At 60.8% G+C, this 26,386-nt stretch carries 17 protein-coding genes; 8 read left to right on the top strand and 9 right to left on the bottom strand.

Features of this window, described 5'->3' with window-relative positions; genetic code table 11:
• Positions 1-11: 11 nt before the first annotated feature.
• The 9 genes from G5S37_RS06565 to G5S37_RS06605 all read right to left on the bottom strand — a co-directional run bounded on the left by G5S37_RS06565 (position 12) and on the right by G5S37_RS06605 (position 10,323).
• Positions 12-458 carry a hypothetical protein gene (locus tag G5S37_RS06565; protein ID WP_165201976.1) on the bottom strand — a complete coding sequence of 149 codons (447 nt, stop codon included), beginning with the start codon at positions 456-458 and terminating at the stop codon, positions 12-14.
• Between the two features lie 67 nt (positions 459-525).
• Positions 526-933 (bottom strand): ACT domain-containing protein, encoded by a 408-nt coding sequence (locus G5S37_RS06570; RefSeq protein ID WP_165201978.1) that lies wholly within the window; start codon positions 931-933, stop codon positions 526-528.
• 32 nt (positions 934-965) lie between these two features.
• A complete protein-coding gene (locus G5S37_RS06575) occupies positions 966-2,126 on the bottom strand; it encodes a histidine decarboxylase (RefSeq protein ID WP_240914816.1) in 1,161 nt (386 codons plus the stop codon).
• 206 nt (positions 2,127-2,332) lie between these two features.
• Positions 2,333-4,741: a DUF1592 domain-containing protein gene (locus G5S37_RS06580; protein ID WP_165201982.1), complete on the bottom strand. Its 2,409-nt coding sequence runs from the start codon at positions 4,739-4,741 to the stop codon at positions 2,333-2,335.
• 222 nt (positions 4,742-4,963) lie between these two features.
• Positions 4,964-6,613: an FAD-dependent oxidoreductase gene (locus tag G5S37_RS06585; RefSeq protein WP_165201984.1), complete on the bottom strand. Its 1,650-nt coding sequence runs from the start codon at positions 6,611-6,613 to the stop codon at positions 4,964-4,966.
• Between the two features lie 119 nt (positions 6,614-6,732).
• Entirely contained in the window at positions 6,733-8,352 is a 1,620-nt protein-coding gene (locus tag G5S37_RS06590; protein WP_165201986.1) for an FAD-dependent oxidoreductase, read from the bottom strand.
• 111 nt (positions 8,353-8,463) lie between these two features.
• The gene (locus G5S37_RS06595) at positions 8,464-9,606 is read right to left on the bottom strand and encodes a YihY/virulence factor BrkB family protein (protein ID WP_165201988.1); all 1,143 of its coding nucleotides are present in this window, start codon (positions 9,604-9,606) and stop codon (positions 8,464-8,466) included.
• 28 nt (positions 9,607-9,634) lie between these two features.
• Complete coding sequence (locus tag G5S37_RS06600; RefSeq protein ID WP_165201990.1) at positions 9,635-10,000, bottom strand: host attachment protein; 366 nt, start codon at positions 9,998-10,000, stop codon at positions 9,635-9,637.
• A gap of 86 nt (positions 10,001-10,086) precedes the next feature.
• Positions 10,087-10,323 (bottom strand): hypothetical protein, encoded by a 237-nt coding sequence (locus G5S37_RS06605; protein WP_165201992.1) that lies wholly within the window; start codon positions 10,321-10,323, stop codon positions 10,087-10,089.
• A gap of 194 nt (positions 10,324-10,517) precedes the next feature.
• On the opposite strand from G5S37_RS06605, the gene G5S37_RS06610 reads away from it, so the two are divergent.
• The 8 genes from G5S37_RS06610 to G5S37_RS06645 all read left to right on the top strand — a co-directional run bounded on the left by G5S37_RS06610 (position 10,518) and on the right by G5S37_RS06645 (position 26,382).
• A complete protein-coding gene (locus tag G5S37_RS06610) occupies positions 10,518-11,036 on the top strand; it encodes an exonuclease (RefSeq protein WP_165201994.1) in 519 nt (172 codons plus the stop codon).
• 99 nt (positions 11,037-11,135) lie between these two features.
• A complete protein-coding gene (locus G5S37_RS06615) occupies positions 11,136-13,760 on the top strand; it encodes a tetratricopeptide repeat protein (protein ID WP_165201996.1) in 2,625 nt (874 codons plus the stop codon).
• Positions 13,757-14,677 (top strand): DUF4159 domain-containing protein, encoded by a 921-nt coding sequence (locus G5S37_RS06620; RefSeq protein WP_240914817.1) that lies wholly within the window; start codon positions 13,757-13,759, stop codon positions 14,675-14,677. Before G5S37_RS06615 ends, G5S37_RS06620 begins: the two co-directional genes overlap by 4 nt.
• Before the next feature lie 572 nt (positions 14,678-15,249).
• Entirely contained in the window at positions 15,250-16,296 is a 1,047-nt protein-coding gene (locus G5S37_RS06625) for a MoxR family ATPase (RefSeq protein ID WP_165201998.1), read from the top strand.
• 219 nt (positions 16,297-16,515) lie between these two features.
• Positions 16,516-17,454 (top strand): DUF58 domain-containing protein, encoded by a 939-nt coding sequence (locus tag G5S37_RS06630; protein ID WP_206026334.1) that lies wholly within the window; start codon positions 16,516-16,518, stop codon positions 17,452-17,454.
• On the top strand, positions 17,451-19,583 hold the full coding sequence (locus G5S37_RS06635; RefSeq protein ID WP_165202000.1) for a vWA domain-containing protein: 2,133 nt from the start codon (positions 17,451-17,453) through the stop codon (positions 19,581-19,583). The genes G5S37_RS06630 and G5S37_RS06635 overlap by 4 nt, the downstream gene beginning before the upstream one ends.
• A 142-nt stretch (positions 19,584-19,725) precedes the next feature.
• Entirely contained in the window at positions 19,726-23,946 is a 4,221-nt protein-coding gene (locus tag G5S37_RS06640) for a DUF4175 family protein (protein ID WP_165202002.1), read from the top strand.
• A gap of 57 nt (positions 23,947-24,003) precedes the next feature.
• Positions 24,004-26,382, top strand: coding sequence for a glutamine amidotransferase (locus G5S37_RS06645; RefSeq protein WP_165202004.1), 2,379 nt, complete (start codon positions 24,004-24,006; stop codon positions 26,380-26,382).
• The last annotated feature ends 4 nt before the right edge of the window (positions 26,383-26,386 follow it).

Consider the following 26,386-nt stretch of genomic DNA (forward strand, 5'->3'; position numbering starts at 1 on the left):
GGCGAAACTTTTCAGCCGCGAGGTTCTTGACGCTTGATGGAGTCGTTGAGTGGCCGGGGCAGGGGAGCCAAGTCCGGAGCGACAAAGGATGCTTTCGCCTCGGGCGACATGATGCGATCTCGTGAGTAGAACAGCAATAGAGCGCGCTTGCCGCTCAATTGCGTCTGGGCATCGAAGAAGGCATCTGCACTATCCGCCGGACCGAACTGACAGAGCGTTGTGTGAACCAGATGCAGCCATGCCTGGGTCATGGTCTCGTGATAGCCGCCGGTCGGGGTGTCCTTGATACCCTTGGCTGCGTTGTAGGCACGGATGCCTGTTTGCAGGCGACTCAGCGTCTCTTCAAAGGAGAAACGCTGGAGATAGAGATAGGCCACTTTCAGGTGCGCCCGATGGTTCCAGAGCTCGATGGGCAGGGTGTGGTCCTCGAAGCGCTGGAGATGTTCGTCGTCGTTCACGTGGGTGTCATGGTTGGTGACGTCCCGATGAAACTCCAAGCGCCCAGCGACTGGCAAGCACCAATTCTCACACACCTCTTCCCTCTCCCACAATCACATCGCGCAGAATCTCTGCGGCCTTCGCATTGTCTGAAGCGACGAGGCTGGCGTAGGTCTGGCCGGATTCGCGGCGCAGGATGTGCATGGAGCGCAGGTCGAGGCCAGCATCACGCAGGCGGATGGCGACGGCGGCGAGGGCACCGGGTTTGTCATCCAGACGCACAAGCAGGGTGTCCTGGGTGATGGCGCGGAAGCCTTCGTCTACCAGAGCGCGGAGAGCTTCATCATAACGATCTACGGAGAGCGTGACGATGCCCTGGCTTTCGGCACCTTCGATGTCGATCTCCTCAATGTTCACGCCACGCTCGGCTAGGCACATGGTCAGACGTGCGGCGATGCCGATCTCATTGGGGACAAAAACCGTGAGCTGTTTCATGGTGTGATGCGACGGCGGTGGGAGGAGAAGAATCAGGTGAGCGGCTTGCCTGCCAGGGTGGCGGTGAAATCGGACACAAAGGCATCGATACATTCCTTCGTGACGTGAGGCATGGTGATGAGGTGGCCGATGTCCTTCTTTGGCGCGATGATCCACTTCTGCATGAGGGAGGCCGGAGGACGGGGAAAGACCACGGTCACGGAGTTGGTATTCCGCCAAGCGGCGATGCCTGCCTCGTTGAGTTTGTTCACGGCGTACTCCGCATTCTCCAGGCAACCTTGTACCAGTTTCCTGAGTCCAGCATCACCGAGCACGCGGAGGCGATACCAGAGCATGAGCGGCGTGAAAGCACTGCGTGAGCCGGCGATGGTGGTATCCAGCGCACCCACGTACTCGATGGAGCGGGCGATGCGGTCCACGTTCTTCTTCCTCGCGAGGGCCACGCCGCAGGGAAGGGGAGAGCCGAGGAACTTGTGACCGCTGATGGCGATGCTGTCTGCGCCGTCGGCGAAGTCCCATGCTTGCGGCGCATCCACGAAGGGTAGAATCATGCCGCTCAGGGCGGCGTCCGCATGGATGTAGACATTGGGAATCGCGAGGTCATCGAGCACGCCGCGGATCTTGGCAAGGTCATCCACCGCGCCCTTCATGGTGGTGCCGATGTTGGCGAAGATGATGGGCGGGACATCGCGGTGGATGCGCAGGGTTTCGTGCAGGTCATCATAGTCCAGTTCACCATTGGGCTGGCTCTTCAGCATGATATTGCGGGTGTGCTGGAGCCGCAGGATCTTCGCGACGCTGTAGTGCGTGTCTTCGCTGAAATAGCAGATGCCTTCCGGATAGAGCTCGCGGGCGACATAGAGGCCGTACATGTTGCCTTCCGTGCCGCCGTTGTTCACGTAGCCCCACCATTCGTTTTCCGGAGCGCGGGTGTAGCGGGCGAAGTCAGCGAGTACTTCGCGCTCGAAGTCCTGGGTGTTCAGCCGGTAGTTGGTGGCGTTGAATGGATCGCCGACATTGTTCGCGCTGAACTCGAGGAAGCGGAAGAGCTCCGAGTAGTCGAAATTCTGGTTGCAGGGGTAGCCGATGTTCCCGGGCTTCAGGTCGGAGAGCCGTGCGTAAAGCTCGTCCAACCGTTCCCGTTCGGCGGGGGGCAGGACCGGGGGACCGAGTGCGGAGGAACCCGATTTCATGGCGTGCATGTCATTACAGACAATGCCCGGATGAAATTGCTGAGGGAGAGTTGTTTAGAACACCGGGGTAAGATGCTCGCAAGCAATCCATGCAGGTTCTGCACATCAGAAACGGCTCATGGGCTTCTTTGGGCGGGTAGGAAAACCCGCCGGACGCTGTCCGGTCAGGAGACCCGACTTCCTAGAGCACGCAGCACGTCCACCCGTTACTTCTGCGTCACGGTTCCCTGCGCCTCAGGCAGGTCTTGCGAGGCTGACACCACGGCGATGTCCTGCAGCAGCTTCTGCACGCTGAACTGGTTCTTTTCAAACGACTGGCGCAGGCCTTCCAGGGTCTCAGGGCCATAGGCGAGGTAGGGCTGCTTCACCATGTGGTTGAAAAGGTGCCGGATGAACGCGAGGTGGCCGGAGGGATTGGTGACAGCATATTCCGCGATGTCCTTCGGGCCGGTGAGCTTGAGCGTCTCGCCGTCGTGTGTTTCCAGTTCGCTCACGGCATCGACCGGCTTGTTGTTGTCCTGCGTGCGGAAGCGGCCAATGGCGTCGTAGTTCTCCAGGCTGAAGCCGAGAGGATTGATAGTGCCATGGCAGCCCATGCAGGCGCCGGACTTGGTAAGCTCCGTCACCTTCTCGCGCATGGTGAACTTCGGATTGAAGTGCGCGTCTTCGAACTTCACCGTGTCCGGCGGCGGCTTGATGTCCATGCCCACGATGTTCCGCGTGATGAAGACGCCGCGGTGAATGGGTGAGGACTGGTTCGTGTATGCGAAAGAGGAGAGCAGATACGGATGCGTGAGCACGCCGGTGCGCTGTTTGTTGTCGAAGGCCACGCGCTGAAACTCAGAGCCGACGGGCTTCTCCTTGCCGCCATAGAATTTTGCCAGGCGATCATTGAGCATCAGGTAGTCGGCCTGCAGCAGTTCACGATAGTCGGAGCGTTCATTCCAGATCACCTGATCGATGAACATCCACAACGACGAGCGCAGATCCGCCACGACGGCAGGGCTGAAGTCGGGGAAGGCCTTCGAGTCCTTGGAGATCATCTCCGCGCGTTCGAGCTCCAGCCACTGATAGAAGAATCCGTGCAGCTTGGCCTTGGTACGGAGGTCGACGACCATCCGTGTGGCCTGCGAGCGAATCTCCTCCTTCTTACGCAGTTTGCCTTGGGCGGCGGCATCGAGCAGGCGCTTGTCGGGAATGGAATCCCAGAGATCCAAGGCCAGCTTCGTGGCGATCTGGTAGTCCAGCTTGTCCTGGGGAACGTCCAGGCCGGGATATAGGAAGACGGGTGACTTCAGCGCGAGCATCACCACGCGTTTCACGCCCATCTCGGGTGTCGGTGCCTTGGTGAATTGTCCATCGATGAAGATCTGCTGCTCCTCCGGTGTGAGCGGGCGGCGGTACGCGGTCTCGGCGAAGCGCTTGGCGAAGTCCTTGAGCTTGTCGGTGCGATCCGGAGCGCCGGCCTTGGTGCCCGCGAGGCGGTCGAGACGTTTTTCCACATACTCTGCCAGCTCAATCGCGGCATCGGTGGTGGCCTGCTCCCAGTCCTTCGACATGCCGGTGCCGCGTTCGTAGCCATCGCTGCGATCATCGGCCGGGAAGTTGGTCGATGACACAAAGACTTCACCGCCGCGCTGGGGAATCAGGAAGCGGCTGGGGATGGTCTCCTGCACGCCGTGCGGCGGTTTCCACTGCAGGGAGATGGAGGCGGTCTTGTCCTTAAACTTGAAGAATTCGATGCTGATGGGGTAGATGCGACCGCCGATCAGAACGATGGATTTCTTCTCCTCACGCACTTCCGGCCCGGGGGTGACCCAGGCATCGATGAGGCTGCGATCAAAATCATTGATGTTGAGCCGCACGCCATTCTCCGTTTTCAGGATGAACTCGTAGCTGCCGGTTTCTTCCACCACGAGGGAGCCTTCCCAGCGAATGGAGAATTCGTCCGACACCGCTTTGCCCGGCGCGGGGCTGTCGGCGCCGAAGTTGAGTGCCACCTGCGAGTCCAGGCGCTCCATGCGGAACTTTGGCCGTTCACGGTCTTCCTTGATGATGGGCTCCAGCTTCTTCTGTCCGGGACGTGGGGGACCGTGCAGCGGGGGCAGTGGTGGCTCGACTTCGAAGCCGCTGTAGCGCCCTTTCAGTCCGCGCTCATTGGGCAGACGCTCGAGCGGTTGGCGGAAGCGCGCCATGATGTCCGCCACGGAGGTGCGGTACTGGGCATTCGTCAGGTGCGCGAGATCGCGCAGAGGCGCGGGGGCATTGCGGGCACGTGCCTCGGCCGAGTAGAAGGCGTGGTAGATGTACTCCGCGACATTCTTCGCGTCCGGGCCGACACAGGTGCCTTCCTTGCCCTCGGGCATGGTGCGCTCGATGCGCTTGGTCAGGGATTCCAGCGAGCGTTCGCCGTGAAGTGGGTCGTCATATTTGCCGGCCACGCCTTCGCCACTCTTGCCGTGGCACTCCAGGCAGGTATTCCGGTAGATGACGGCGCCGGGATGATTCTGGTCAGGAGCGACGGGGGCTCCATGCAGCGCCGCGGCCGTGGGGAACAAGCCCATCAGCACAAGTGATTGGAAAAGAGGGGCGCGGCGTGTGGTGGGAGCAGGCATCTTCAGGGGACAAAGGAGTACGCCCTTTCAAGCAGGACTCTTGCCGCTGGGAACGCTGTGGGGGTAATTGGCGTTTTGGAAAAACCACCCCCCGGGCGACGCCCTATCCGGAGGTGTGGTTCGTCGGATTCAATGGCCGCAAAAGAACGCAAAAAACGCAAAGGGATGAGGCCGGAAGGGCGGTGGTGACTGTGCGGAGAAGAACGAAGCGATTGGGCAGGCTCAGGGTTTCCTCGCGGGAGCGGGCTCGCCCTTCCACTCAATTACCTGTCCACGCTCCAGCAGGCGTGCCTGAAGTTTTGGTACGTCAATGGACTGCACGTCGGCATTGGCGCGGATGGCGTGGGCGGCGGCGACGCCGGAGGACTCACCGAGCACGCAGAACACGGGCTCCATGCGCGCGGAGGCGTAGGCGATGAAGCTGGCGGAGAAGCAGGTGGGCACGAGGAGGTTGGTGCACTCGGAAGCCTTGGGCACGATGCTGCGGTACGGAACGGGGTAGGGATGCCCGGTGCCCTTGGCGCCGCCGATGAACATGTTACCTTCGGTGGCTACGCCGAGTTCCTCGGTCTCCGGATGGAGGGCCACGTAGCGGCGTACGGGATAGATATCCACGCCGTAGAGCGCGAGGCCGACGCCGTCCTTTTCATCGGTCTTGTTCAGCACGTCGGCGTGGGTGAGGATGTAGTCGCTCTGCATGCGGCGGGAGATGCGCACGTAGAGCTGGTGAGGCCAGCCTTCCGTATCGGGATGCATGGTTTTGTTCAGGCCAAGCTCGGAGGTCTCTTTGCGGAACCATTCGGGCACGCGTGTGTCCGTGCTCAGGAAGTGATGCAGGCCGCGTAGGTAGTCTACGTGCTGGCGCCACACCTTGGCCTTGGTGGCCCAGTCGCCATCCTGGTAGAAGCGGCTGAGTCCCAGCGGAGCCATGGTCACGAGGGACTGGCGCTGGTAGTTGTACTCTCCTGAATTGAGCCATCCGGGAAAGATGCCGCTGAGTTGTTTCTTGAGCTTCGCCTGGTCATCTCCAGCTTGCTTCACGAGATACTCCACGTAGCGGCCCACGAGTTCGTATTGTGCGGGGTTGTAGTCATCGGGAACCGCGAGGGCAGCGCGTTTCTCGGGATCGGATGTGACGTAGAAACGGAAGTTGTAGGCTTGGGTGTAGTCATCGCCGGCGTGGCGGGGCTTGCCGTGATCCTTGTCCACCAGAGGCAGCACGCCGCTCGAGGGATCTCCTGGTGTGATGAAAGGTGATATAGGTGTCCAGTTCGTGGGTGGGCCCACACCAGCGACGGATTCGTTGAACTTGTCCTGCGGTTCGCGACCGGAGGTGTAGTTCACCTTGGCGGCGGGAAGGAGATCGCCTTCGTAACTTGCGTCGATAAAGACTTTGGCGGTGACCACGGTGTCGGAGTCATCGACGGCATTGGGAAGAGGAATACCCCACTTGTCCGGCGGTGCGTTATCGAGATGAATCTTCGTGATGCGCGTGCCTTCCTTGTCTGCGCTGCGGAGGCGATGCTCAAAGATGACAGGGATGCCTTCGTCCTTGAGCCATTGGGTGAAGGACTCGCGGATCTGGGGTGGAGAGTTTCCTGCTTTGAAGACCTTGGTGGTGGTGAGTCCACCCACGGCGCTTGGGTCGGGGCAGTCCTGCATGGGCTTGATGCCGGCGCCGAGGATGCCGCCCAACCAACGGCTGGGCTCGATGAGTACGACGGAGAGACCTTCCTGTTTGGCGGCGACGGCGGCGGTGATGCCTGCGGGTGTGGCACCGTAGACGCAGACGTCAGCGGTGTGGGAGGTGGGCCGGGCGTGGAGGGACGACCATGCCAACGAGAGGATGGTGGCGAGGAGGAGGCGTTTCATGCGGGAAGGAGGGACGTGAGGCGGCTTCGCCGCGGTGGAACGCCCAGCAGGCTGGGACTTTGGAAAGCGGCAGCAGGCTGCCGCAGTCCAGGGATGCTGCGCATCGGAGCTTCAGATGACTACGGGAGATCGAGGGCTTGTTTTTGGGCGAGGAGGCGTTCGCGGAGTTTGGAGTATTCCAGTTTTTGCACGGGCTCGCCACTCTTTCCAACCATGGCGGCGGCGATGCCGGCGCTTTGGCCGATGGTCATCCAGCAGGGCTCGACGCGCACGGAGCTGTAGGCCACGTGGGTGGAGGAGAGGGCCACGGGGACGAGGAGGTTGGAGCATTCCCCGGTCTTCGGAGTGATGGAGCGGTAGGGGATTTGGTAGGCATAGCCGCGCTTCGTGTCGGGCACACGAACGGGGAAGATGGTGCCTTCGTTGATGACTTCGCCATTGCCGCGGGCCACGCGCTGGCAGTCGTGGGAGTCGATGGGGAACGAGGCGAGGGCGATGGAATCTTCCTTTGTCGGGTTCTTCAAGACATCGTCCTGGGTGAGGACATGCGCACCGCGCATGCGACGACCTTCGCGCACGTAGAGCTGCGGGGACCAGTGGCCATATTCGGCGAACTCATCTTTGCACAGGCCGTAGGCGGCGAGCTGGTCGCGCAGGTTCTGCGGGACCGCGGGGTCGGTAGTGAGGAATTGGTAGAGTTCCAGGATGTACTGCTTGTGCTCCTCCCAGATGCGGGCGCGCCCTGCTTCATCGGCCTCGGACCATCCGTTGCAACCGCCCACGAGGCCCATGGAGAATTGTTTTCCGATGCCGTTGTTGGCATCCACCTTGTCACCGGGGAGCGGGTAGAGATCCCAGAGCAGGATGGGCTTCTTCTCCTGGGCAAAATAACGGCGTACAACTTCGAAGCGTGCAGGGTCATACTTCGCCGGCGCGGGGAAGGGTACACGATTCTCAGCCTTCGTGGTCAGGCAGAGGCGGAAGCTGTAGACCATCACATTCTTGTCGCCCTCTTCTTCGGCACCGGCGTCGTTGGCGGTGAGGAGTGGTAGCAGCTTGCCGTTGGCATCCAGGCCGGAGATGGCCATGGGCTTCTTGGGGTACTGCTTGCCTGCATAGGTTTCGTTGAACTCCTTGCGGCCTTCGCGGCCGATGACCCAGGTCACGCCGGAGGCGGCCATGAGATCGCCTTCATAGGTGGCATCGACAAATGCCTTCGCGGAAAAGGTATCGCCGTCCTTGGTGGTGAAGCTGGTGAGCTTGTCGCCGTCCTTCTTGGCGGAAGTGAGCACCTTCTTGCTCAGCACGCTGACCTTGGCTTCGTCCAGCATGGCTTTCTGGACGCGGGTGGCAACATGAGGCTCGTAGGTCCAGGGCTTGTGGTCGTCCTTTACGGAGACATCGTAGGGCAGCTGCACGCCACGGCTTTTGTAGTCTGCCTCCATGCGGAGATGGAACTCCTCAAACACCCCTTTGAGATGCGTGCGGAACATCTGGTTGGAATCGCTGAAGCATAGACTACCGGTATTTACGCCGCCGATGTGGGCACTGGGCTCCACGAGGATGACGGAGGCACCTTCACGCGCCGCGCCGATGGCGGCGCAGAATCCCGCAGGCGTAGCACCGTAGACAATCACATCCGCCGTGTGCGTTTCTGCCCGGAGGGCAGGCGAGATGAGGATGGCCGCGAGAGCGCAGGTGATGGAACGGAAAAATCGATGGCGGGTCAGTGAGAGCATGGTGGAGGGAAGGAGTCTGCGTACGTCGGCCAAAACGGGCCGGCGGAGACAAGAGTGCCGGGAGGCACAATTTTGGACACGGCGAGGATTCCGCCCCGTGTCCCGCAGGAGCTAGCGCTTCCCGCCCCAACGCGTCACCGCGCCAATCAAGGCACCTGCGACCACGCCTGCCGCCGTCACTGCGACCACCGTCTTCATGCTGGCAGGCGCATTGCCGTTGGAGTGCTGGGTGGATTGTTCGAGGAGGGCCTCCTCCCGTGCAGACAGGGGTTGTCCCGGGCGCCAGACCACGGAGGGTGCTTCCTGATCCTTGCGACCGGCGACAGGCAGGCCGCTCTGGGCGCGAGCTTCCTCTGTCACTGGTTCGGCATCGGGCTCAGGGACGATCTTTTCCGCCATCACCTTGGTATAGTTGTGGGTAAATTCCGCACCGAAGAGCAGGATGCACGAGGAGTAGTACACCCAGAGCAACAGCAGCACCACGGACCCCGCCGCGCCAAAGCTGGATATGGTGCTCTCACGACCGAGGTAAAAGGCGAGACCGAGCTTGCCCGCTTCGAAAAGCACTGCGGTTACCACTGCGCCTAGCAACACGTGGCGCCAGGCGATCACCACATCCGGAAGCGCCTTGAAGATCATGGCGAACAAGGTGGTCACGATGGTGAAGGAGAGAATGAAGTTCGCCCAGGTCCACACATGCGCTGGAACGCCGAAGCGCCCCTGCAGATAGGTATTCAGGCTGGCCACCGCGGCGCTGAGGAAGAGGGAGGTGAGCAGGAGGAATCCGATCACCAGCACCATGGCGAAGCTCAGGAGGCGATTGTGGATGAAGTCACGCACCACATTTGAGGTCTTGAGCTGCACCTCCCAGATGGTGTTGAGCGCATCCTTGAGTTGGGCGAACACACCGGAGGCGCCAATCATCAGGGCCGCGAGACCCATGGCGAGCGCGATGCCTCCGCGCAGGGGTTGGTTGGCGCTCTTTACCAGTGCCTGCACGGCCGTGGCTGCCGGAGCACCAATGTAGTTCTCCAACTGCGACTCAAGCTGTCCCTTGGCGGCATCGGGCCCGTAAAACACCCCCACGATGTACACCGCTACGATCAAGAGCGGAGCAATGGAGAAAATAGAGTAGTACGAGAGGGCGGCGCTGAGCCGGAACACGCCATGTTCCGCGAAGCCCTCTACACTGCGACGGAGGATGACGAAAAAGCGGCTGGCAGTAAGAGCCTTCAATCGTGTGGCCGCTCGCATATCCCATCCCCATCGTGCGAGATTCGGGTTAATTCAAGGGGCGCTGGAAGAGCTTGGTCAGGTTTCGCGGGGCTTCGTGGTTGAGATCGCGGGGGAGATTGTCCTGCAACGTGCTGAGCCATTTGGGAGAGAGCTCGTCGAGGATCGCACCATTCACCTCCGGGGGCGCGGCGAAGGCCCACCTCTCGGGTTGGTAGGTCTTCAGAAGGCGGGCCATGTGACACGCGGCCTGCTTCGCGAAGCCATCGCGGGAAAGGCCGGCGACGGGAGTAGCTTCATCGTGGTCTGCGATGGCAATCGCATTCACCAAGCGGAGGCGTTCGTTGCCACCTTCGGAAGAGAAGACTTTGAGGGTCCGGCGGTCAGCCACCAGGATGAATTGGGGAGGGTTCATGCATTTTACACATCGCGATGAAACTCATGCGCGGATGGGTAAGGCACGGACTTCGCCGCACTGTCGTGGTGGCTGACCGCTGTGAATCAGCGGCGCAGAATGAGCGTGTCGCTGGTGTTGGCCACGACCGTCCAGCCTTCTTTGGCCTGCTGGTCCACCACGGACTGGAGGATTTCCGGGGCGGTCCTGTGTTCGGGACCAGTCAGTCGGGCGAGGTCAATGGCGCGGTACTCTCCTGCAGGGTCAGTGGCGGCGAACTGGGTGAGTACGGCGGTGGACTGCTCACCTTGGGTCTCCTGCTGCGCCAAGGATACCAAGGTCATGAACGCTAACGCGGCGCACACAGCAATGGTTGAGGGATTTGCTTTCATGGTTGAGGGTGGGGTGGGTTTTTAGTTACAGGAAGGAATCGTTGCCCGCACTTGCAGTGGATCTGTGGGTGGCAACTCGCACATTTTTTTGCCCTGGTGATGCGAATTGCTCGGGCAGGATGCGGCAGCCCCACCTTTGTTTTTCGATGAGCTATATCATGGTCGACATTGAATCGGACGGTCCCATTCCCGGGGACTACTCCATGATCTGTTTTGGAGCGGTGTTGGTGGAGCCGGATCTAGCCACCACGTACTATGGGCGGTTGAAGCCGATTTCAGAAAAGTGGATCCCCGAGGCTTTGGCCGTGAGTGGATTCACTCGCGAGGAGGTGTGCGCCTTTCCTGGGCCGGCGCACACCATGAGTGAGTTCGCGGTGTGGCTGAAGGAGCACTCCCAAGGTCAGCCGATGTTCATCTCGGATAACAACGGCTTCGACTGGCAGTTCATCAATTGGTACTTCCACCACTTCACAGGAAGCAATCCCTTCGGCTTTTCGTCCTCGAACCTCGGTTCCTTGTACAAGGGATTGGTGAAGGATACTTTTCAGAACTTCAAACACCTGCGGCGTACCCGGCACACGCATCACCCGGTGGAGGACGCCCGCGGAAATGCCGAGGCGTTGCTGACCATGAAGCAGGAGATGGGGTTGAAGATCAGGCTGTAGGCGAGGATCTGGAGCGACGGGACGGCGGGTGGCCGGCGGAAATGCAATACCTGCATTTTTCTTGAGTCTTTGGCTCACTTGTCGCGTTAGACTCCATGCATGGCGGGTGCATTCTGGACGATTCAGGCACACCTGGCGGGGCTTAGCCTCGCGGCCTTCGCATCTTTGGCTGTCATCGACTCCCTCCCAGCGCAGGAGCTGGACGTGGCGCGGGTGTTCGACGAGCGGAACATCGAGCCCATGCGGGAACTCTACCAGCAGGGGGACTATGAGCGGGTGGCGGAGATTTCCCGAATGTTCATCGAGCGCGGCCAGCCCTCCCCGGAGTGGTGGATTTTCCGGCTGCAGGCGTGCCATGAACTGGGGCGGGTGGATGACCTGGTGAAGGCCAGCGAGGAGGCGATGCAGAAGCATCCCAAGGAACTGCCTGTGCTCATCACCTGTCATGAGGTCCTCTCGGCCTGGGGCAGAAAGGATGAAGCCGCGAAGGTGCTGCAACAGATCAATACGGTAGCCAAGGGGAAGCCCGCCAGCCAGCGCACGGCACGGGATACGGTGGCGCTCGGTCGCGCGGCGCTGGCGGCTGGGGCGGACCCGCAGAAGGTCATCCAGCAGTTCCTGGATCCGGCCAAGAAAAAGGATGCCAAGCTGAAGGACACCTATCTTACGCTGGGGGAGCTGGCACTGGCCAAGTCTGACTTCGCGCGCGCGGCCAATGAATTCCGCGAGGGACTCAAGCATCACGATGCTGACCCGGACCTGCGCTACGGACTGGCGAAGGCCTTCCAGTCCAGCGACCGGAAGCGCAGCATGGAGCTGGTGGAGCAGATTCTGGAGAGCAATCCCCATCACCCGGGGGCTCATCTGCTGAAGGCGGAGCACCACATCAATGCGGAGGAATATGATGAGGCGCGACTCGCGCTCGAGCCGGCGATTGAAGTGAATCCCCAGCACCCCGAGGCGTGGGGACTGCGGGCGGTGCTCTCAATTCTGCAGGACAACAAACCGAAGGACGCGGAAGACGCTCACCGGGAGGGACTGAAGCTCTGGGCGCAGAATCCGGCGGTCGATATCATCATCGGACGATCGCTGTCGCGCGGCTACCGGTTCCGGGAGGCGGCGGAGCACCTGCGTACTGCACTGAAGCTGGATGCCAGCTCACTCCCCGCAAAGCTGTATCTCTGCCAGGCGCTCTTCCGACTTGGGAATGAGGAGGAGGCGTGGAAGCTCGCCAAAGAAGTGCGGGATGCGGATGGCTACAATGTGCAGGCGTACAACATCGGTCTGCTCGAAGCGGAGATGAAGGGGTTCAAGGTTCGCGAGACCCCGGACTTTGTGCTGAAGCTGCCGGAGAAGGATGACGCGGTGTATGGCGATCGCGCGCTGGCCCTGCTGAAGGATGCCAAGGAGGTGCTGTGCGCGAAGTACGGCCTCACGCTGGATCATCCCGTGCTGGTGGAGTTTTTCCCCTCGCAGCAGGACTTCGCGATCCGCACGTTTGGAAATCTCGGTGGGCAGGGCATTCTCGGGGCATGCTTTGGTTCCGTGGTGACGATGAACAGTCCGCAGGGCCTCGCGTCGAACCGCAGCAACTGGGAAGGCACGCTGTGGCATGAGTTCTGCCACGTGGTCACTCTGACCGTGACGCACAACCGCATGCCGCGGTGGCTGAGTGAAGGCATCTCCGTGCATGAGGAGGCGAAGAAGGATCCCTCCTGGGGCATGCGCATGACGGCGACGTATCGACGCATGACGCTGGATGAGGAAACGCTCACGCCCATGAGCAAGATGAGCCGTGCCTTCCTGAGCCCGAAGAGCAGTGAGCACGTCATGTTCGCGTATTATGAGTCGTCGCAGGCGGTAGACTGGCTGCTGAAGACTTATGGGGAGAAGAAATTCCAGGCGCTGCTGAAGGACCTCGCGGAAGGGCGGCGCATCAATGAAGCGCTGGCGAGGAACTGCGCTCCCGTGGAGAAGCTGGATGAGGAGTTCGCGAAGCACATGCGGGACCTTGCGGAAGCCTTCGCGCCGAAGGGCGACTGGGAAAAGCCCGAGCGTGCAGAGGTGGACCCACGGAGCGAAGCTGCCGTGGCGGAGTACCTTCGTGAGAACCCGGACAATCTCTGGGCGCTGGAGCAGCGCACGCGACGCCTGATTGCTGGTGAGAAATGGACAGAAGCACTGGACCTGGCGAAGCGGCTCATTGAGCTCGCTCCGGAGAACGTGGGCAACAACAGCGGCTATGACTTCGCCGCGAAAGCGTATCGCGGACTGAAGCAGCCGGAAGGTGAAGCAGCCATGCTGCGTGAGTGGGCAAAGCGCGATGGCAGTGCGGATCCTGCCTTCCTGCGCCTGGTGGAACTTGATGCCGAGGCTCAGAACTGGAACGGCGTGCGGGAGAATGTGCAGAAGCTGCTGAGCATTCAACCCTTCCTGAAGCAGCCGTATGAACAGATGGCTCGCGCCTCGGAAGCCACCGGTCACCCGGAGGATGCCGTGTGGGCTCTGCAGAAGCTGATGTTCCTCGGGCCGGATCATCCAGTGGAGGTGAATTTCGCCCTCGCGCGGCTGCTGCGCGAGAAGGATGCTCCGGCGTCAAAGCGTCATCTGCTCGATGCACTCGCGGAGGCACCGCGTTTCCGTGATGGACACAAGCTACTGCTTGAGCTGCAATCGACCAAGCCTGCTGAAAAACCGTCGACCGTGACACCTTCGGCTCCATGAAACGCAACCGCTTCACCCTGCTCTGCGCCTCGATGGTGACCGTGTTCACGGCCACCCTTTTGTATGCGCAGTCACCGGCTCCTGCGCCGGTTCCGGCGGGAGGTGGTGCGCAGCCGAAAAACTTTGGGTCCAAGGACACGGAGACGCCCGAGGATCCACGCGATTGGGGGCGCAATGGCGAGCGTCTGGATTTCCCCACGTGGAAGGTCAATCAAGAGCTGCCCAACGATGTCTTCACCTTCGCACGGCTGCGATACAACTCCTACGGTCGCGGCTATGGACGGCGGCGGGGCGGCAACTGGTTGACGGACTACCCGGATTCTGATCTGAACTTTTCCTATCGTCTGCAGCAACTCACCTCCCTGCAGGTGAATCCCAAGGGCGCGGTGGTGGATATCGAGGCGGACCAGCTCAAGCACTATCCCTTTGTCTACATGCTCGAGCCGGGAGGCATCAGCCTTAGTGAAGCGGAGGCGAAGACGCTCCGGGATTATCTCCTGAACGGCGGGTTCATTATGGTGGACGACTTCTGGGGCTACGATGAGTGGGACACGTTTTACACGGCCCTGAAACAGATCTTCCCAGATCGCGAACCGAAGGAGCTGCCGCTGGAGCATGAGATCTTCCATATCGTTTTTGATCTCAAGGTGAAGCCGCAGATCCCCAGTGTGGGTGCGGCCATGGCGGGGCGGAGCCGGGGCATCACCTATGAATGGGGCAAGCCCGGTTCCGAGGAAGTGCACTACAAGGGTGTCTTCGATGACAAGGGGCGCATGATGATGATGATCTGCCACAACACCGACCTGGGAGACGGTTGGGAGGAGGAGGGGACGGACCCATGGTACTTCCGTGAGTTCTCCGAGAAGTATGCCTATCCGCTGGGCATTAATATCATTTTTTATTCGATGACGCACTAGGGAGCAAAGCTCATGACGATCCGACGCAGACTATGGATGGTAGCAGGGAGCCTCGTGGCTGCGGCGGGGTTGTGCTTTTTGCTTTGGCCTCCGTCGGCAGAGAGCGCGTTGTTGGGTTTCCTTGAGAAGGAGTATCCAAAGGCAAAAGAGGTGGTCATTTATTCCCTCGATCCTCATACTGCATCCGAACCCAGTGACGCAAAGGCGCCACAGGCTGAGCAACTCTGGGGATGCTCCGTGTTGGGAAAGGCGACCCTGGTGGATGCTGCTGAGCGAGGCGAAGCCAAGGTAGGGATGATAGAGGCGGTGAAAAGCGGGACCCAAGACTATTCCATGGCTTGCTTCGATCCTCGCCACGCATTCCGCATCACGACACAGGATGAGAAAGTGGTCACCATCGTCCTCTGTTACGATTGTGGAGCGGTGAAGTTTACTGGCATTCGGAGCCGTGGCTTGGGATGTCAAATAGGCAGCGGAGGGTGGGAGCGCCTCACCACCCTCCAGGAGAAACACAAGCTGCCACGGGACATCCCCGACAACCAAGCATCCAATTTCTGATTTCATTTCCGACCATGTCTGCCACACCACCCAAACTCCCCGTCGCCGTGCCAGACACGGATAGCGAAGCTGACGCGTATGTGCTCGAGCGAGATACCGTGGAGCTGCTGCACACGGCGCACGAGCGGATCCTCAAGGAAGTATCCAAAGTGATCGTGGGGCAGAAGGAGGTGGTGGAGCAGATGTTGATTGCACTGCTGGCCGGTGGACACGGCCTCATCACTGGAGCGCCGGGCCTGGCGAAGACGCTGCTGATCAAATCGCTGGCGCAGGTGTTCAGCTTGAGTTTTCAACGCATCCAGTTCACGCCGGACCTCATGCCCTCCGACATCACGGGCACGGAAATTCTCGAAGATACGGGCGATGGTGGGCGCGACCTCGTGTTTCACAAAGGACCGATCTTTGCGAACATGATCCTGGCGGATGAAATCAACCGCACGCCGCCCAAGACGCAGGCCGCGCTGCTGGAGGCGATGCAGGAACATCAGGTGACCACTGCTGGCCAGACATTCACGCTGGAGGAGCCCTTCTTTGTGCTGGCCACACAGAACCCAATTGAAATGGAAGGTACCTATCCGCTGCCTGAAGCGCAGCTCGATCGCTTCATGCTCAATGTGGTGATCGACTACCTCGATGAGAACGATGAGGTTGCGGTGGTGATGCAGACGACTTCAAAGAAATCCGAGACCATCCAACCGCTGTTCTCAGGGGAGGACCTCATGCGTTGTCATGATGTGGTGCGTCGTGTGCCGGTGGCGGATGAAGTGGCGCGCTATGCCGTGCGCCTTGCTTCTGCTACCCGTCCGCATCGCGCTGGCGCACCCGACTTTGTGAATGAATGGGTGAACTGGGGCGCCGGCACACGCGCGAGCCAGTATCTCGTGCTGGGTGGCAAGACCCGGGCGCTACTGCAGGGCCGTGCGCATGTAACCTTCGATGACATCAAAGCCATGGCGCGTCCCGTGATGCGACATCGCATTCAGCTTAACTACCGTGCCGAGGCGGAGGGGATGACGGTGGACAAGCTGATCGCGAAGGTAGTGGAGGCGGTGAAGCAGTAAGCAGTAAGCAGTAAGCAGTAAGCAGTAAGCAGTAAGCAGTAAGCAGTAAGCAGTAAGCAGTAAGCAGTAAGCAGTAAGCAGTAAGCAGTAAGCAGTAAGCAGTAAGCAGTAAGCAGTAAGCAGTAAGCAGTAAGCAGTCTTTTGACTCGTGATGAGTAGCCCGCTTTCCAAAATCAAGAACTGAATACTGATCACTGAATACTGAACACTAGATGCCTTATGTCGGCCTCCACCCCAAAAACCACCGGTCCCGACCTCGCGGCGCTCATGCGCATCCGGTCGCTGGAGTTGCGGGCGCGATTGGTGATGGAGGGGTTCTCCAAGGGGATGCATCGCAGTTTGCAGCACGGATTTTCCGCGGAGTTCAGCGAGTACCGGCAGTATGTGAACGGAGATGATCCGCGCTTCATTGACTGGAAGGTGATGGCGCGGAGTGACCGGTGTTATGTGAAGAAGTTCGAGGAGGAGACGAATTTGCGCTGCCAGCTTCTGATGGATGTGAGTGCCTCCATGGCGTATGGATCGAAGGGATACAGCAAGCTCGACTATGCTGCGACACTTGCGGCAACGCTCGCGCTCTTCCTGAGAGAGCAGGGGGATGCCGCGGGCATCACGCTCTTTGATGAAAGGGTGCTGGAGCATCTACCGGCGCAGGGGCGCGCGGGGCAGTGGCATGCGTTGCTGCTCCATTTGCAGAAGGCGCATACGACCTCGCGAGGCACCGGCACTCGGTTCCCTCTTCGTGCCTTGGGAGAAATGATCCGCAGGCGTGCGTTGCTGGTGATGTTCTCGGATTTCCTCACGCCGCTGGATGAGCTGGAGCGCGAGCTTGGCCTGCTCACCGCCATGCAGCATGACGTGGTGATTTTTCAGGTGATGGATCCCGCCGAGCTGGAGTTTCCCTTTGAGGAGTCGGCTGCTTTTGCCGACAGCGAATCAGGGAAAAAGCTTTTGCTGGAGCCTTCCATGGTGCGGAAGAACTACCTCGCGAAGTTGCAGGCCCATCTCGAGCGGCTTCGCAAGCTCTGTGACCGGCATGGTGTGGAGTACCGACTCATTCGCACGGATCGGCCCCTGGAGGAGGATCTCTTCGATTTCCTCAGCGCACGCCGCAATCTTACCGGGCGCCATCGCGCCAGGCCGAGGCACGCCGCATGAACTTCCTCTTCCCATTCTTTGCGCTGGCGGCGGCGGCGGTGGCCATCCCGATCCTGCTGCATTTCCGCAGGCAACCGCCGCAGAAGGTGGTGCCCTTCAGTTCGCTGATGTTCCTGGAGCAGACTCCGGTGCCGCCGAAAACGAAACGGAAGCTGGAGGACTGGCTATTACTCGCGCTGCGCTGCCTCGCCTTGATTCTGCTGGCGCTCATGTTCAGCCGCCCGTTCCTGCGTTCGAAGCAGACCACGCCTGCGGAAGGTGGCGTGAGCTGGTGCATCCTGGTGGATGCGAGTGCCTCCATGCGGCGCGAGGGTGTCTGGGAGCAGGTGGAGGAGAAGTATGGCGCTGCCCTGGAAAAGGTGGGCGAAGCGGACTCGCTGGTGGTGGCGGTGTTCGATGAGAGTCCACGGCTGCTGCTGGATCATGAGACGTGGGAACACACGCCGGTGGGCACACGGCGCATTGCTGCATCCTCGGTCATGCAGGACGTGGAGCCCTCGTGGGGCGGTACGAACTTGGGTGGAGCGCTGGTGTTCGCCGCACAGCAACTCACTGCGGAAGGCAGCGGGAAAACGGGTGAGAGACGCATCGTTCTGATTTCAGACATGCAGGAGGGCGCGGCGCTGGAAGCATTGCAATCCTCCTCCTGGCCCGAGCACGTGATGGTGTCTGTCGATGTGGTTGATGCAGCATGGAAAAACAATTTCACGCTGTCTGCGGCACCCGCCGTGGTTGAGGAAGCTGCAGCGTCCCTGGATGCGGCGCCTGCCCAGACCAATCGGGAAAATACTGACTCGGTGCGTGTACGCGTCACCAGCAGCCGGGACAACGAAGTGGAAAAGTTCTCCCTGCAATGGGCGACTGGTGGCGAGGTGGTGGAGGCCACGGTGCCATCCGGTGGCAGCCGCATCCTGAGCGCGCCGGTGCGGACGAATGCGGGTGCTGATGGACAACTGAACCTCCGTGGTGACGCAGAGCCGCTCGACAATCACCTGTTCGTGGCCAAGCCCATCGCGCGGCCCGCACGGGTGGTGTGCGTGGGCCATGATTTGTCGCGCGAAGAGACGGCGTCGCCGTTGTTCTATCTCTCTCGCGCGCTGAAGCCGACTGCGGCATTCATCCCGGAGTTGGTGATTGTGAACCCGACAGAATTGCGAGGGGTGAACTTGCAGGATGCTGACCTGGTCATGCTCTTTGGTGAGGCTCCTGCGGCGGCGCGGGACATTCTGCAGACTTGGGTGAAGGCCGGTGGCGCGCTGTTGAGTGTGGCTACCGTGGGAAACAATGGTGAGACGTTGCGTGCATTGGGCGCAGCACCAGAGTTGAAGTTCAAGGAGGTGGAGGACGATGCCCTGCTGGAGAATCTGGACTTCGCGCACCCTCTGCTGCGGACGTTTGCGGAGTCGGGTGTGCGGGATTTCACGCGCATCCGGTTTTGGAAGCACCGGGCCATGGAGGGCATGAATGGCATGCAGAAGGCCACGGTGATTGCGAAGTTCGACGATGGCTCTCCCGCGTGGATGGAGTGGCCGCTGGAGAAGGGGCGCGTGCTGGCGATGAGTGCCGGGTGGCAGCCTTCCGACAGCCAGCTTGCAGTGGCATCAAAGTTCGTGCCCCTGCTCTACTCCGTGCTCGACTGGGCTCAGGGCACTGCGGGCAATTCGCCAACGCTCACCGTGGGCGATGCCATTGCCGCTCAATCGGGCTGGCGTGGAGCCGTGCCGGTAAAGAGACCCGATGGCAAGACGGTGACCTGGAAAGTGGATGAGCAGAAGACCTATACTGCGACGGATGTGCCGGGCATCTATGTGATTGGCGAAGGGGACACCGCGCGGTCGGTGGCGGTGAATCTCGCGCCGAATGAAGGACGTTTCGCGCCGATGGATGTGCAGCGACTGGCCGATGCCGGTGTGAAGTTGAAGAGCGCTGGCCCTGTGTCGTCCGGTGCGGCCAAGGATGCTGATGCGGCAGCCGCGGAACGGCGCGTGGAAGACTCCGAGCACGAACAACGTCAAAAGGGCTGGAAAATCCTTCTGCTGGCGGCCCTGCTCGTGCTGCTTCTGGAAACGTGGCTTGCAGGCAGACGGAGCAAGGGAAGCCAGAGTCAACCCACCACCCAGGCCGCATGACATGAGCCGAATCCGTCCATTTCCATGTTCTGCCATCGCCTTTCCGGGCGTGCTCCGATTGAGCGTGAACATCCTCCTTCAAAAGCGTATTCTTTCCTGAGTCCGCCTCGCCACGCACGAAACTGTCAGCCGCTTGAATCCCATGAAGCCGCCTACGCCTTCTGTCCTGGTCGCGCTGGAGCGTCGCCTGGAGCCGCTCATCGAGATGGAGCGTCTCATCTTCCGTCGCAAGCTGCTGGCCGCAGGGTTTGGCGTGGCAGCGGTGGTGGCCCTGCTGCTGTGGTGGCGAGCTGGTGCTGCAGGACTCAGCCGCTGGGACCTGGTGCTTTTCGCGGTTGGCGCGTATCTGGTCGTGTGGTTTGGCTCAAGCTGGTGGTCGCGTGCCCGCAGGGTGGACCAGCGTGAAATCGCCCAGCGGTTGGAGTCGGCACATCCCGACATGCAGGCCGTGCTCCTCACGGCTATGGATCAGCACGGTGAGGGCGGCAGGCTGACGTATCTCCAGCAGCGGGTGGTTGCGGATGCTGTGCGACACTCAACCTCGCACGACTGGCAGCGGCAACTCTTTGGCAACAAGCCACGCGTGTGGGATCTTGTTTCCAGCGGTGCGCTTACCGTCTTCGCATTGCTGGTGGCGCTGACGTTTCCCAGGCTCGCGGGCAAAGACAATGTGCAGCACGCACCTCTAGCGTCCAAGGACAAGGTGGAGAAGCAGGCGGAGGCTCCCACCATCAATGTCGAGGTGCGTCCCGGTGATACGGAAGTGGAGCGCAACACACGGCTGGTGGTGGATGCGAAATTCACGGGCGGCACGCCGGCGCATGCGGTCATCGTGCTGAGTGAGGATGAGGAAGGCAAGCAGGAGCGCGCTCGTGTAAACATGAATGCCACCGTGGAGAACAACGCCTACGGCGGTGTCGTCAAGAGCGTGGAGCGCGATGGCTTCTACCGCGTGGAATATGAGGGAGGAGTCTCGAAGGTATTTCGCGTGACCACGTATGTGCACCCTGAGCTGGTGCGCTCGGATGCCATCATCACGCCACCCTCCTATTCCGGACAGCCGGCGAAGGAGGTCAAGAACACGCTGAATGTCTCCGCGCTGGAGGGATCCGAGATTCGCTTCCGCATGACCGTGAACAAACCCGTGGCTGTGGCGGAACTGTTTGGGGAGGACAAGACGAGCATCCCACTCGCGCCTACCAAGGAGGATCCGCTGGTGCTGGAGGGCGTCATGAAGCCGGAGGAGTCGCAGAAGTACCGCCTGCATCTCGTGGACGCCCAGGAGCGTAGCAACAAGCAGCCACCGTGGATCAAGGTCAATATCCTCAAGGACAATCCACCCAAGGTGGACCTGGTTTTCCCGAAGCGGGACCTTGCCGTATCGCCGCTTCAGGAGCTGCCGCTGGAAGCGAAGGTGTGGGATGACATCGGCGTGGAGAAGGCGGGCGTGGTCTTCATGCTGGGAGATTCCACGAAGGAGGTGCCGCTGAGCGAAGGCAAGCTCGATGGCAAGAAGTCGCATGAAGTGAAAACGATGCTCGCGCTGGAGGAGCTGGAAGCAAAGCCCCGCCAGATGGTGAGCTACTACGTCTGGGCGGAGGACCATCATCCGCAAGGCGGCGTGCGCCGCACCATGAGCGACATGTTCTTTGCCGAGGTACGTCATTTTGAAGACATCTTCCGCGAAGCGGACGCTCCGCCCGGAGCTGGTCAGGGACAGCCAAGTGTGGCAGACAAGCTGGCCCAGCTTCAGAAGCAGGTGGTGAATGCCACGTGGCGCCTGGTGCGTGATGCCGGTGGCGGGAAGAAGTATGAGAAGATGGAGGGGGATGTAGGTACTGTGAAGGAGGGGCAGGACACCGCCGCTCAGCAGACGGAGGAGGCCCTCGGTGAGGTGGAGGATGCTGAGGTTCGTCAAGCGTTGGAGGATGCCCTGGATGCGATGAAGCGCGCCTCCGGCACGCTGGATGAAGGCATCAAGAAAAAGGAGACGAACTCGCTGACGGTTGCACTCACTCCTGAACGCGAGGCTCTGGAACATCTGGGCCGTGCGCAGAGCCGTGAGCACCACGTGATGCGTGCGCAGAACCAGCAGCAGGGCGGACAGAGCCAGCAGAATCAGAACCAGATCATGCAGCTCGAGCTGACGCAGAAGGAGAAGATGTACGAGGAGGCGAGCGAGGCGAAAGAAGAAGAGACTGCGGAGCAGCAGGAGAACCTGCAAGTGCTGAACCGGCTCAAGGAACTGGCCCGCCGTCAGGAGGCGCTCGCGGAGAAGATCAAGGATCTGGAAGAGCAGATGGCCAAGGCCAAGACCGAGGAGGAGAAGGCGGAACTCCAGCAGCAGCTCAAGAGATTGCAGGAGGAACAGGAGCAGGTTCTCCGCGATTTGGATGAGCTGCAGGAACGCATGGAGAAGCCGGAGAACCAGCAGAACATGGCTCAGGAGCGTGAGAAGCTGGACAAGGCCCGCGAGCAGGCGCGAGAGGCGGCGGAGAAACTTGCCCAGGAGGAAACCAGCGCCGCCGCGAACTCCGCCACCCGCGCACAGGAGAATCTTGAGCAGGTGCGTGATGAATTTCGTCAGCGCACCGCGAAGCGTTTCGCGGAGGAAATGCGCCAGCTCAAGCAGCAGGCCGCGCAACTCGATGAAGGGCAGAAGCAGCTTGCCGAAGCCCTCCATCCCGAAGATTCACCGAAGCAGGAGCAGCAGCCGAAACCGGGTGAAAAGGGAGACACCACAGCAGAGCTGAAGAAGAACCTGGAGAGAAACCAACTGCGTCGGCAGGCGGAGGCGCAGGGTGAGGCACTCGATAAGATACTCGAGAACATGCAGCAACTCAGCGAGCAGGCAGAAGGCTCGGAGCCGTTGCTGGCAAGCTCCCTGCATGACGCCGTGCGCAAGGCGCACTCGGATGGCATCAAGGATGCCCTGGACGAAACCAGGCTGAACCTGCAGTACTCGCCAACGGATGCGGAGAGCAGCGAGCGCAAGGCAGCCCAAGGCATCGAAGAACTGAAGAAGGGTGTGGACCGTGCTGCCGAGAGCGTGCTCGGCAGCGAGACCGAAGCCCTGCGCATGGCGCGCAATGAATTGGATCGCCTGCTCAACGACGTGGAAAAGGATCAGGCGGAAAGGCAGCAGGGCGGTCCAGGTCAGGAAGCCAAGAACGAAGGACAGCAAACGGCTCAAGGCAAGAAAGGCGAGGGTGAACAAGCCCAACCCGGGAAGAACGCGCAAGATGCAGAACGCCGCATGGCCGCAGCTGATGGTGATCCTTCCAAGGAACAGAATGAGAAGGGTCAGCAGGCTTCCGCTTCCGGCCAGCAGGGTAAGGAAGGTCAGCAAGGCAAGCAACCAGGCAAGGGCACAGAGCCGGGCAAGGAAGGTGAGCGCGGCAAGGAGCCTGGAGCACTTGCGGGGAACAGTTCTGAGAAGACACAGCAGCAGGGGCAAGGGCAAGGACAAGGACAGGAAAAGGGACAGCAACAAGGTGCTGGCCAAGGGGAGCAACAAGGCCAGCAGCAGGCGGGCATGCAGCCGGGTCAGGGACAAGGCCAGGGACAACAGCGTGGTGAAGGGCAGGGCGAAAGCCAACAGGCCGCCAATGGTCAGCAGCAAGGTCAAGGCAGGCAGCCTGGTCAGCAGCCGGGAGAACAAGGCCAAGGCCAGGGCGAAGGCCAAGGTGGCCAGCAACCCGGACAGGGACAGCGTGCGGGTATGATGGCTGGTGATACACCGGGTCAGGGACAGGGTCAGCAACAGCAGCAAGGTCAACAACCCGGGCAGGGACAGCGTCCCGGTGGACAGCAAGGCATGGCGCAGGGTGGGCAGGGCCAAGGTCAAGCACAGGGTCAGGGAGAGCAAGGCCGGCAGCCGGGTGAAGGTGGGCAGCGTCAGGGAGGTCAGCTTGCGCAGGGTGGCAATCGCGCAGGCGGTGCGCAGCGTAGCGGTGGAGGCGAAGGTGGACCGGGAGGAGATGGCGGATGGTTCTTCGATGGTGCGGCTGAGGCCGACAACGACAGCCCCCTTACCGGATCCAATGCTGGCGAGTGGTCCGACCGTCTGCGTCGCGTTGAGGAATCGCTGGATAACCCCGAACTCAAAAATCAAGCAGCAGGTGTCATCGAGAATGCACGGCAGATTCGCCTCGACAACCGTCGCAATGACACGCCGCCGCAAAGTGATGTGGTGCAGCTGAAGGTGGTGCAGCCGCTGGCGGAATTGCGTGATCGCGTTTCTGAAGAGTTGGCGAAACGCGAGGCGGCCAATCCTCTTGCACCGCTGGATCGGGATCCGGTTCCGCATCGTTATCGCGAACAGGTGCGTCGTTATTATTCGGAACTGGGAGGGGGCAAGTGAGGGGCGGCATGCAGGAGACGAAGAAGAAGCTCGTGAACCAGGGAGGTTGTGGGACCCATGGCTGAGGAATGGTTTTGGCAGAGCGCGAATGGTTCATGGCCCCGCATCGCCGTCGCGTTGAGCGTGGTGGGTCTGGCGGTGCTGTGGATCAGCTATCGTGGCATGACCGGCCGCACGTGGCGTCGCGAGGCCGCGATCCTGTGCAAGGTGCTCGTGTTTGCCCTGCTGCTACTCATGCTGCTGGAGCCCATGGCGATGACCCGTGTGCCCAAGCCGGGGCAGAATGATGTGCTCATCCTGGCCGATGATTCCGCCAGTCTCGCACTCGTCGACAGCGCCACGGGCAAGCCTGCGGGTGATCCCGTGAAGTCTGCGCTGCATCGCGATGCCGCGTGGATAAAGGACGTCGAGAAGACCTTCCGCGTGCACACCTACTCGTTCGATGATCGCCTGCATGAGCGCACGCAATTGGACGACTTGAAGCTTCAGGGCATGCGTTCCGCGCTGGCGGACAGTCTTCACAATTTGCAGCAGCGTTATCAGCGGCAGCCCGTCGCCGCGGTGCTCTTGCTCACCGATGGCAATGCCACCGATGCCGCGAAGCTGGAGGAGATGATGGCAACGTCCAAGCCCACCGCACCCATCTTCCCCGTGGTGACCGGAGTGCGTGAAGTGAAGAGTGATCTGGCGTTGAAGCAGGTGGATGTTACGCAGACGCCGTTTGAAGATTCACCGGTGGCGCTCACCGCGAAGATTGCCGCCGTGGGGCTGGGCGGCACGGGTATCTCCCTCGTGATTCAGGATGAAGCCGGCAAGGTGGTGAAGACGGAGAAGCACAAGCTGGCGGATACCCAGACGGAGCACACCTTCCAAACGCGTTTCCGTCCGGAGAAGATGGGCATTTCCTTCTTCAAGGTATCCGTAGTGAAGGATCAGGCCGTAGCGCATCTGGCGGATGCGGCCAAGCTGAAGGAGACATCCGCAGAGGCGACCATGGAGAATAACCAACGCTTCCTCGCAATTGACCGACGCAATGGTCCCTATCGCGTGTTGTATGTGAGTGGGCGTCCGAACTGGGAGTACAAGTTCCTGCGTCGTTCGCTGGAACCAGACAATGAGGTGAAACTTGCGGCTCTCATCCGCATGGCCAAGCGTGAGCCGAAGTTTCAGTGGCGCGGCAGGGAAGGGGAGACAAGCAATCCGCTTTTCCGTGGATTCAAGTCGAACGAACCGGAGGAAGCGCAGCGCTATGACCAGCCGGTGCTGAAGCGTCTCAATGTGATGGACGCCTCAGAACTGGCCGATGGCTTCCCGAAGACGCCGGAGGAGTTGTTTGGAAAATTTCGCGCGGTGGTGCTGGATGATGTGGAGGCGGATTTCTTCACGCGTGAGCAGTTGGATTTGCTGGAGCGCTTTGTGAGCGTGCGCGGTGGATCGCTGGTGATGCTGGGCGGGCAGGAGAGTTTCCGCCTCGGAGGTTATGAGCACACGCCGGTGGGACGCATGCTTCCCGTGTATCTGGATCGTGCGGGCCAGGTGGCTCCGGCAGAGGAGGCGCGTTTCACTCTGACACGCGAAGGCTGGCTGGAACCGTGGATGCGACTGCGCAATACGGAGCCGGAGGAGGAGTCTCGCATGGCGACGATGCCGGCGTTCTATTCGGTGAATCAGAGCACGGCGATCAAACCCGGCGCCTCCATCCTGGCCGCGGTGACGGATGCACAACGCAAGTCACACCCCGCATGGGTGGTGCAGCGGTATGGCAATGGACGCGTCGCAGCCGTGACGGTCGGTGACATCTGGCGCTGGGGTCTGAACGATCCAGCATCGCAGGCGGACATGGCAAAGTCATGGAGACAACTTTTCCGGTGGCTGGTGGTCGATGTGCCAGATCGCGTGGAGATTCAACTCAACATCACCCCATCCGGTTCTCATGAACTCGTGAAGCCGCAGGTGCGCGTGCGTGACCTCGCGTTCCGTCCCCAGGACGATGCCACCGTGGGCATTGAGATTCAGGAGCCGGATGGTGGTTGCATTGCCCAAGGTGCGGAACCCGCGGTGACGGAGGCAGGACTTTTTGAGATGTCCACCCATGCAGGCGCGCAGGGCGTGTATCGGGTCAAGGCAACGGTGAAGGACAGTGCCGGCGCCGTGATCGGTGAGAGCGCTTCCGGATGGGCGCTGAATCCAGCAGCAGAAGAGTTTGCGTCGCTCCTTCCCAATCGTCCGCTTTTGGAACGCCTCGCTGCCTGGAGTGGCGGGCGTGTGATTGCGGTCGATGAACTTGGTTCCTGGGCCGATGGCTTGTCCGAGATCAAGATGCCCGTCATGGAAACTCGTACCGAGCCGCTCTGGCATCGCTGGTGGGTGCTCGCCCTGCTGGTCGCGCTGCTGGGTACCGAATGGTGGCTGAGAAGGAGGCAGGGATGGAGATGAGGAA

Source organism: Roseimicrobium sp. ORNL1 (assembly GCF_011044495.1).
Classification (GTDB): domain Bacteria; phylum Verrucomicrobiota; class Verrucomicrobiia; order Verrucomicrobiales; family Verrucomicrobiaceae; genus Roseimicrobium.

Bases quoted from the DNA above. Each gene is read 5' to 3' on its own strand.
- G5S37_RS06645 (WP_165202004.1), top strand. From the start codon at position 24,004: ATGGCTGAGGAATGGTTTTGGCAGAGCGCGAATGGTTCATGGCCCCGC.
- G5S37_RS06625 (WP_165201998.1), top strand. From the start codon at position 15,250: ATGTCTGCCACACCACCCAAACTCCCCGTCGCCGTGCCAGACACGGAT.
- G5S37_RS06600 (WP_165201990.1), bottom strand. From the start codon at position 10,000: ATGAACCCTCCCCAATTCATCCTGGTGGCTGACCGCCGGACCCTCAAA.
- G5S37_RS06605 (WP_165201992.1), bottom strand. From the start codon at position 10,323: ATGACCTTGGTATCCTTGGCGCAGCAGGAGACCCAAGGTGAGCAGTCC.
- G5S37_RS06635 (WP_165202000.1), top strand. From the start codon at position 17,451: ATGAACTTCCTCTTCCCATTCTTTGCGCTGGCGGCGGCGGCGGTGGCC.
- G5S37_RS06570 (WP_165201978.1), bottom strand. From the start codon at position 933: ATGAAACAGCTCACGGTTTTTGTCCCCAATGAGATCGGCATCGCCGCA.
- G5S37_RS06580 (WP_165201982.1), bottom strand. From the start codon at position 4,741: ATGCCTGCTCCCACCACACGCCGCGCCCCTCTTTTCCAATCACTTGTG.
- G5S37_RS06585 (WP_165201984.1), bottom strand. From the start codon at position 6,613: ATGAAACGCCTCCTCCTCGCCACCATCCTCTCGTTGGCATGGTCGTCC.
- G5S37_RS06615 (WP_165201996.1), top strand. From the start codon at position 11,136: ATGGCGGGTGCATTCTGGACGATTCAGGCACACCTGGCGGGGCTTAGC.
- G5S37_RS06620 (WP_240914817.1), top strand. From the start codon at position 13,757: ATGAAACGCAACCGCTTCACCCTGCTCTGCGCCTCGATGGTGACCGTG.
- G5S37_RS06640 (WP_165202002.1), top strand. From the start codon at position 19,726: ATGAAGCCGCCTACGCCTTCTGTCCTGGTCGCGCTGGAGCGTCGCCTG.
- G5S37_RS06630 (WP_206026334.1), top strand. From the start codon at position 16,516: ATGTCGGCCTCCACCCCAAAAACCACCGGTCCCGACCTCGCGGCGCTC.
- G5S37_RS06590 (WP_165201986.1), bottom strand. From the start codon at position 8,352: ATGCTCTCACTGACCCGCCATCGATTTTTCCGTTCCATCACCTGCGCT.
- G5S37_RS06575 (WP_240914816.1), bottom strand. From the start codon at position 2,126: ATGAAATCGGGTTCCTCCGCACTCGGTCCCCCGGTCCTGCCCCCCGCC.
- G5S37_RS06610 (WP_165201994.1), top strand. From the start codon at position 10,518: ATGAGCTATATCATGGTCGACATTGAATCGGACGGTCCCATTCCCGGG.
- G5S37_RS06595 (WP_165201988.1), bottom strand. From the start codon at position 9,606: ATGCGAGCGGCCACACGATTGAAGGCTCTTACTGCCAGCCGCTTTTTC.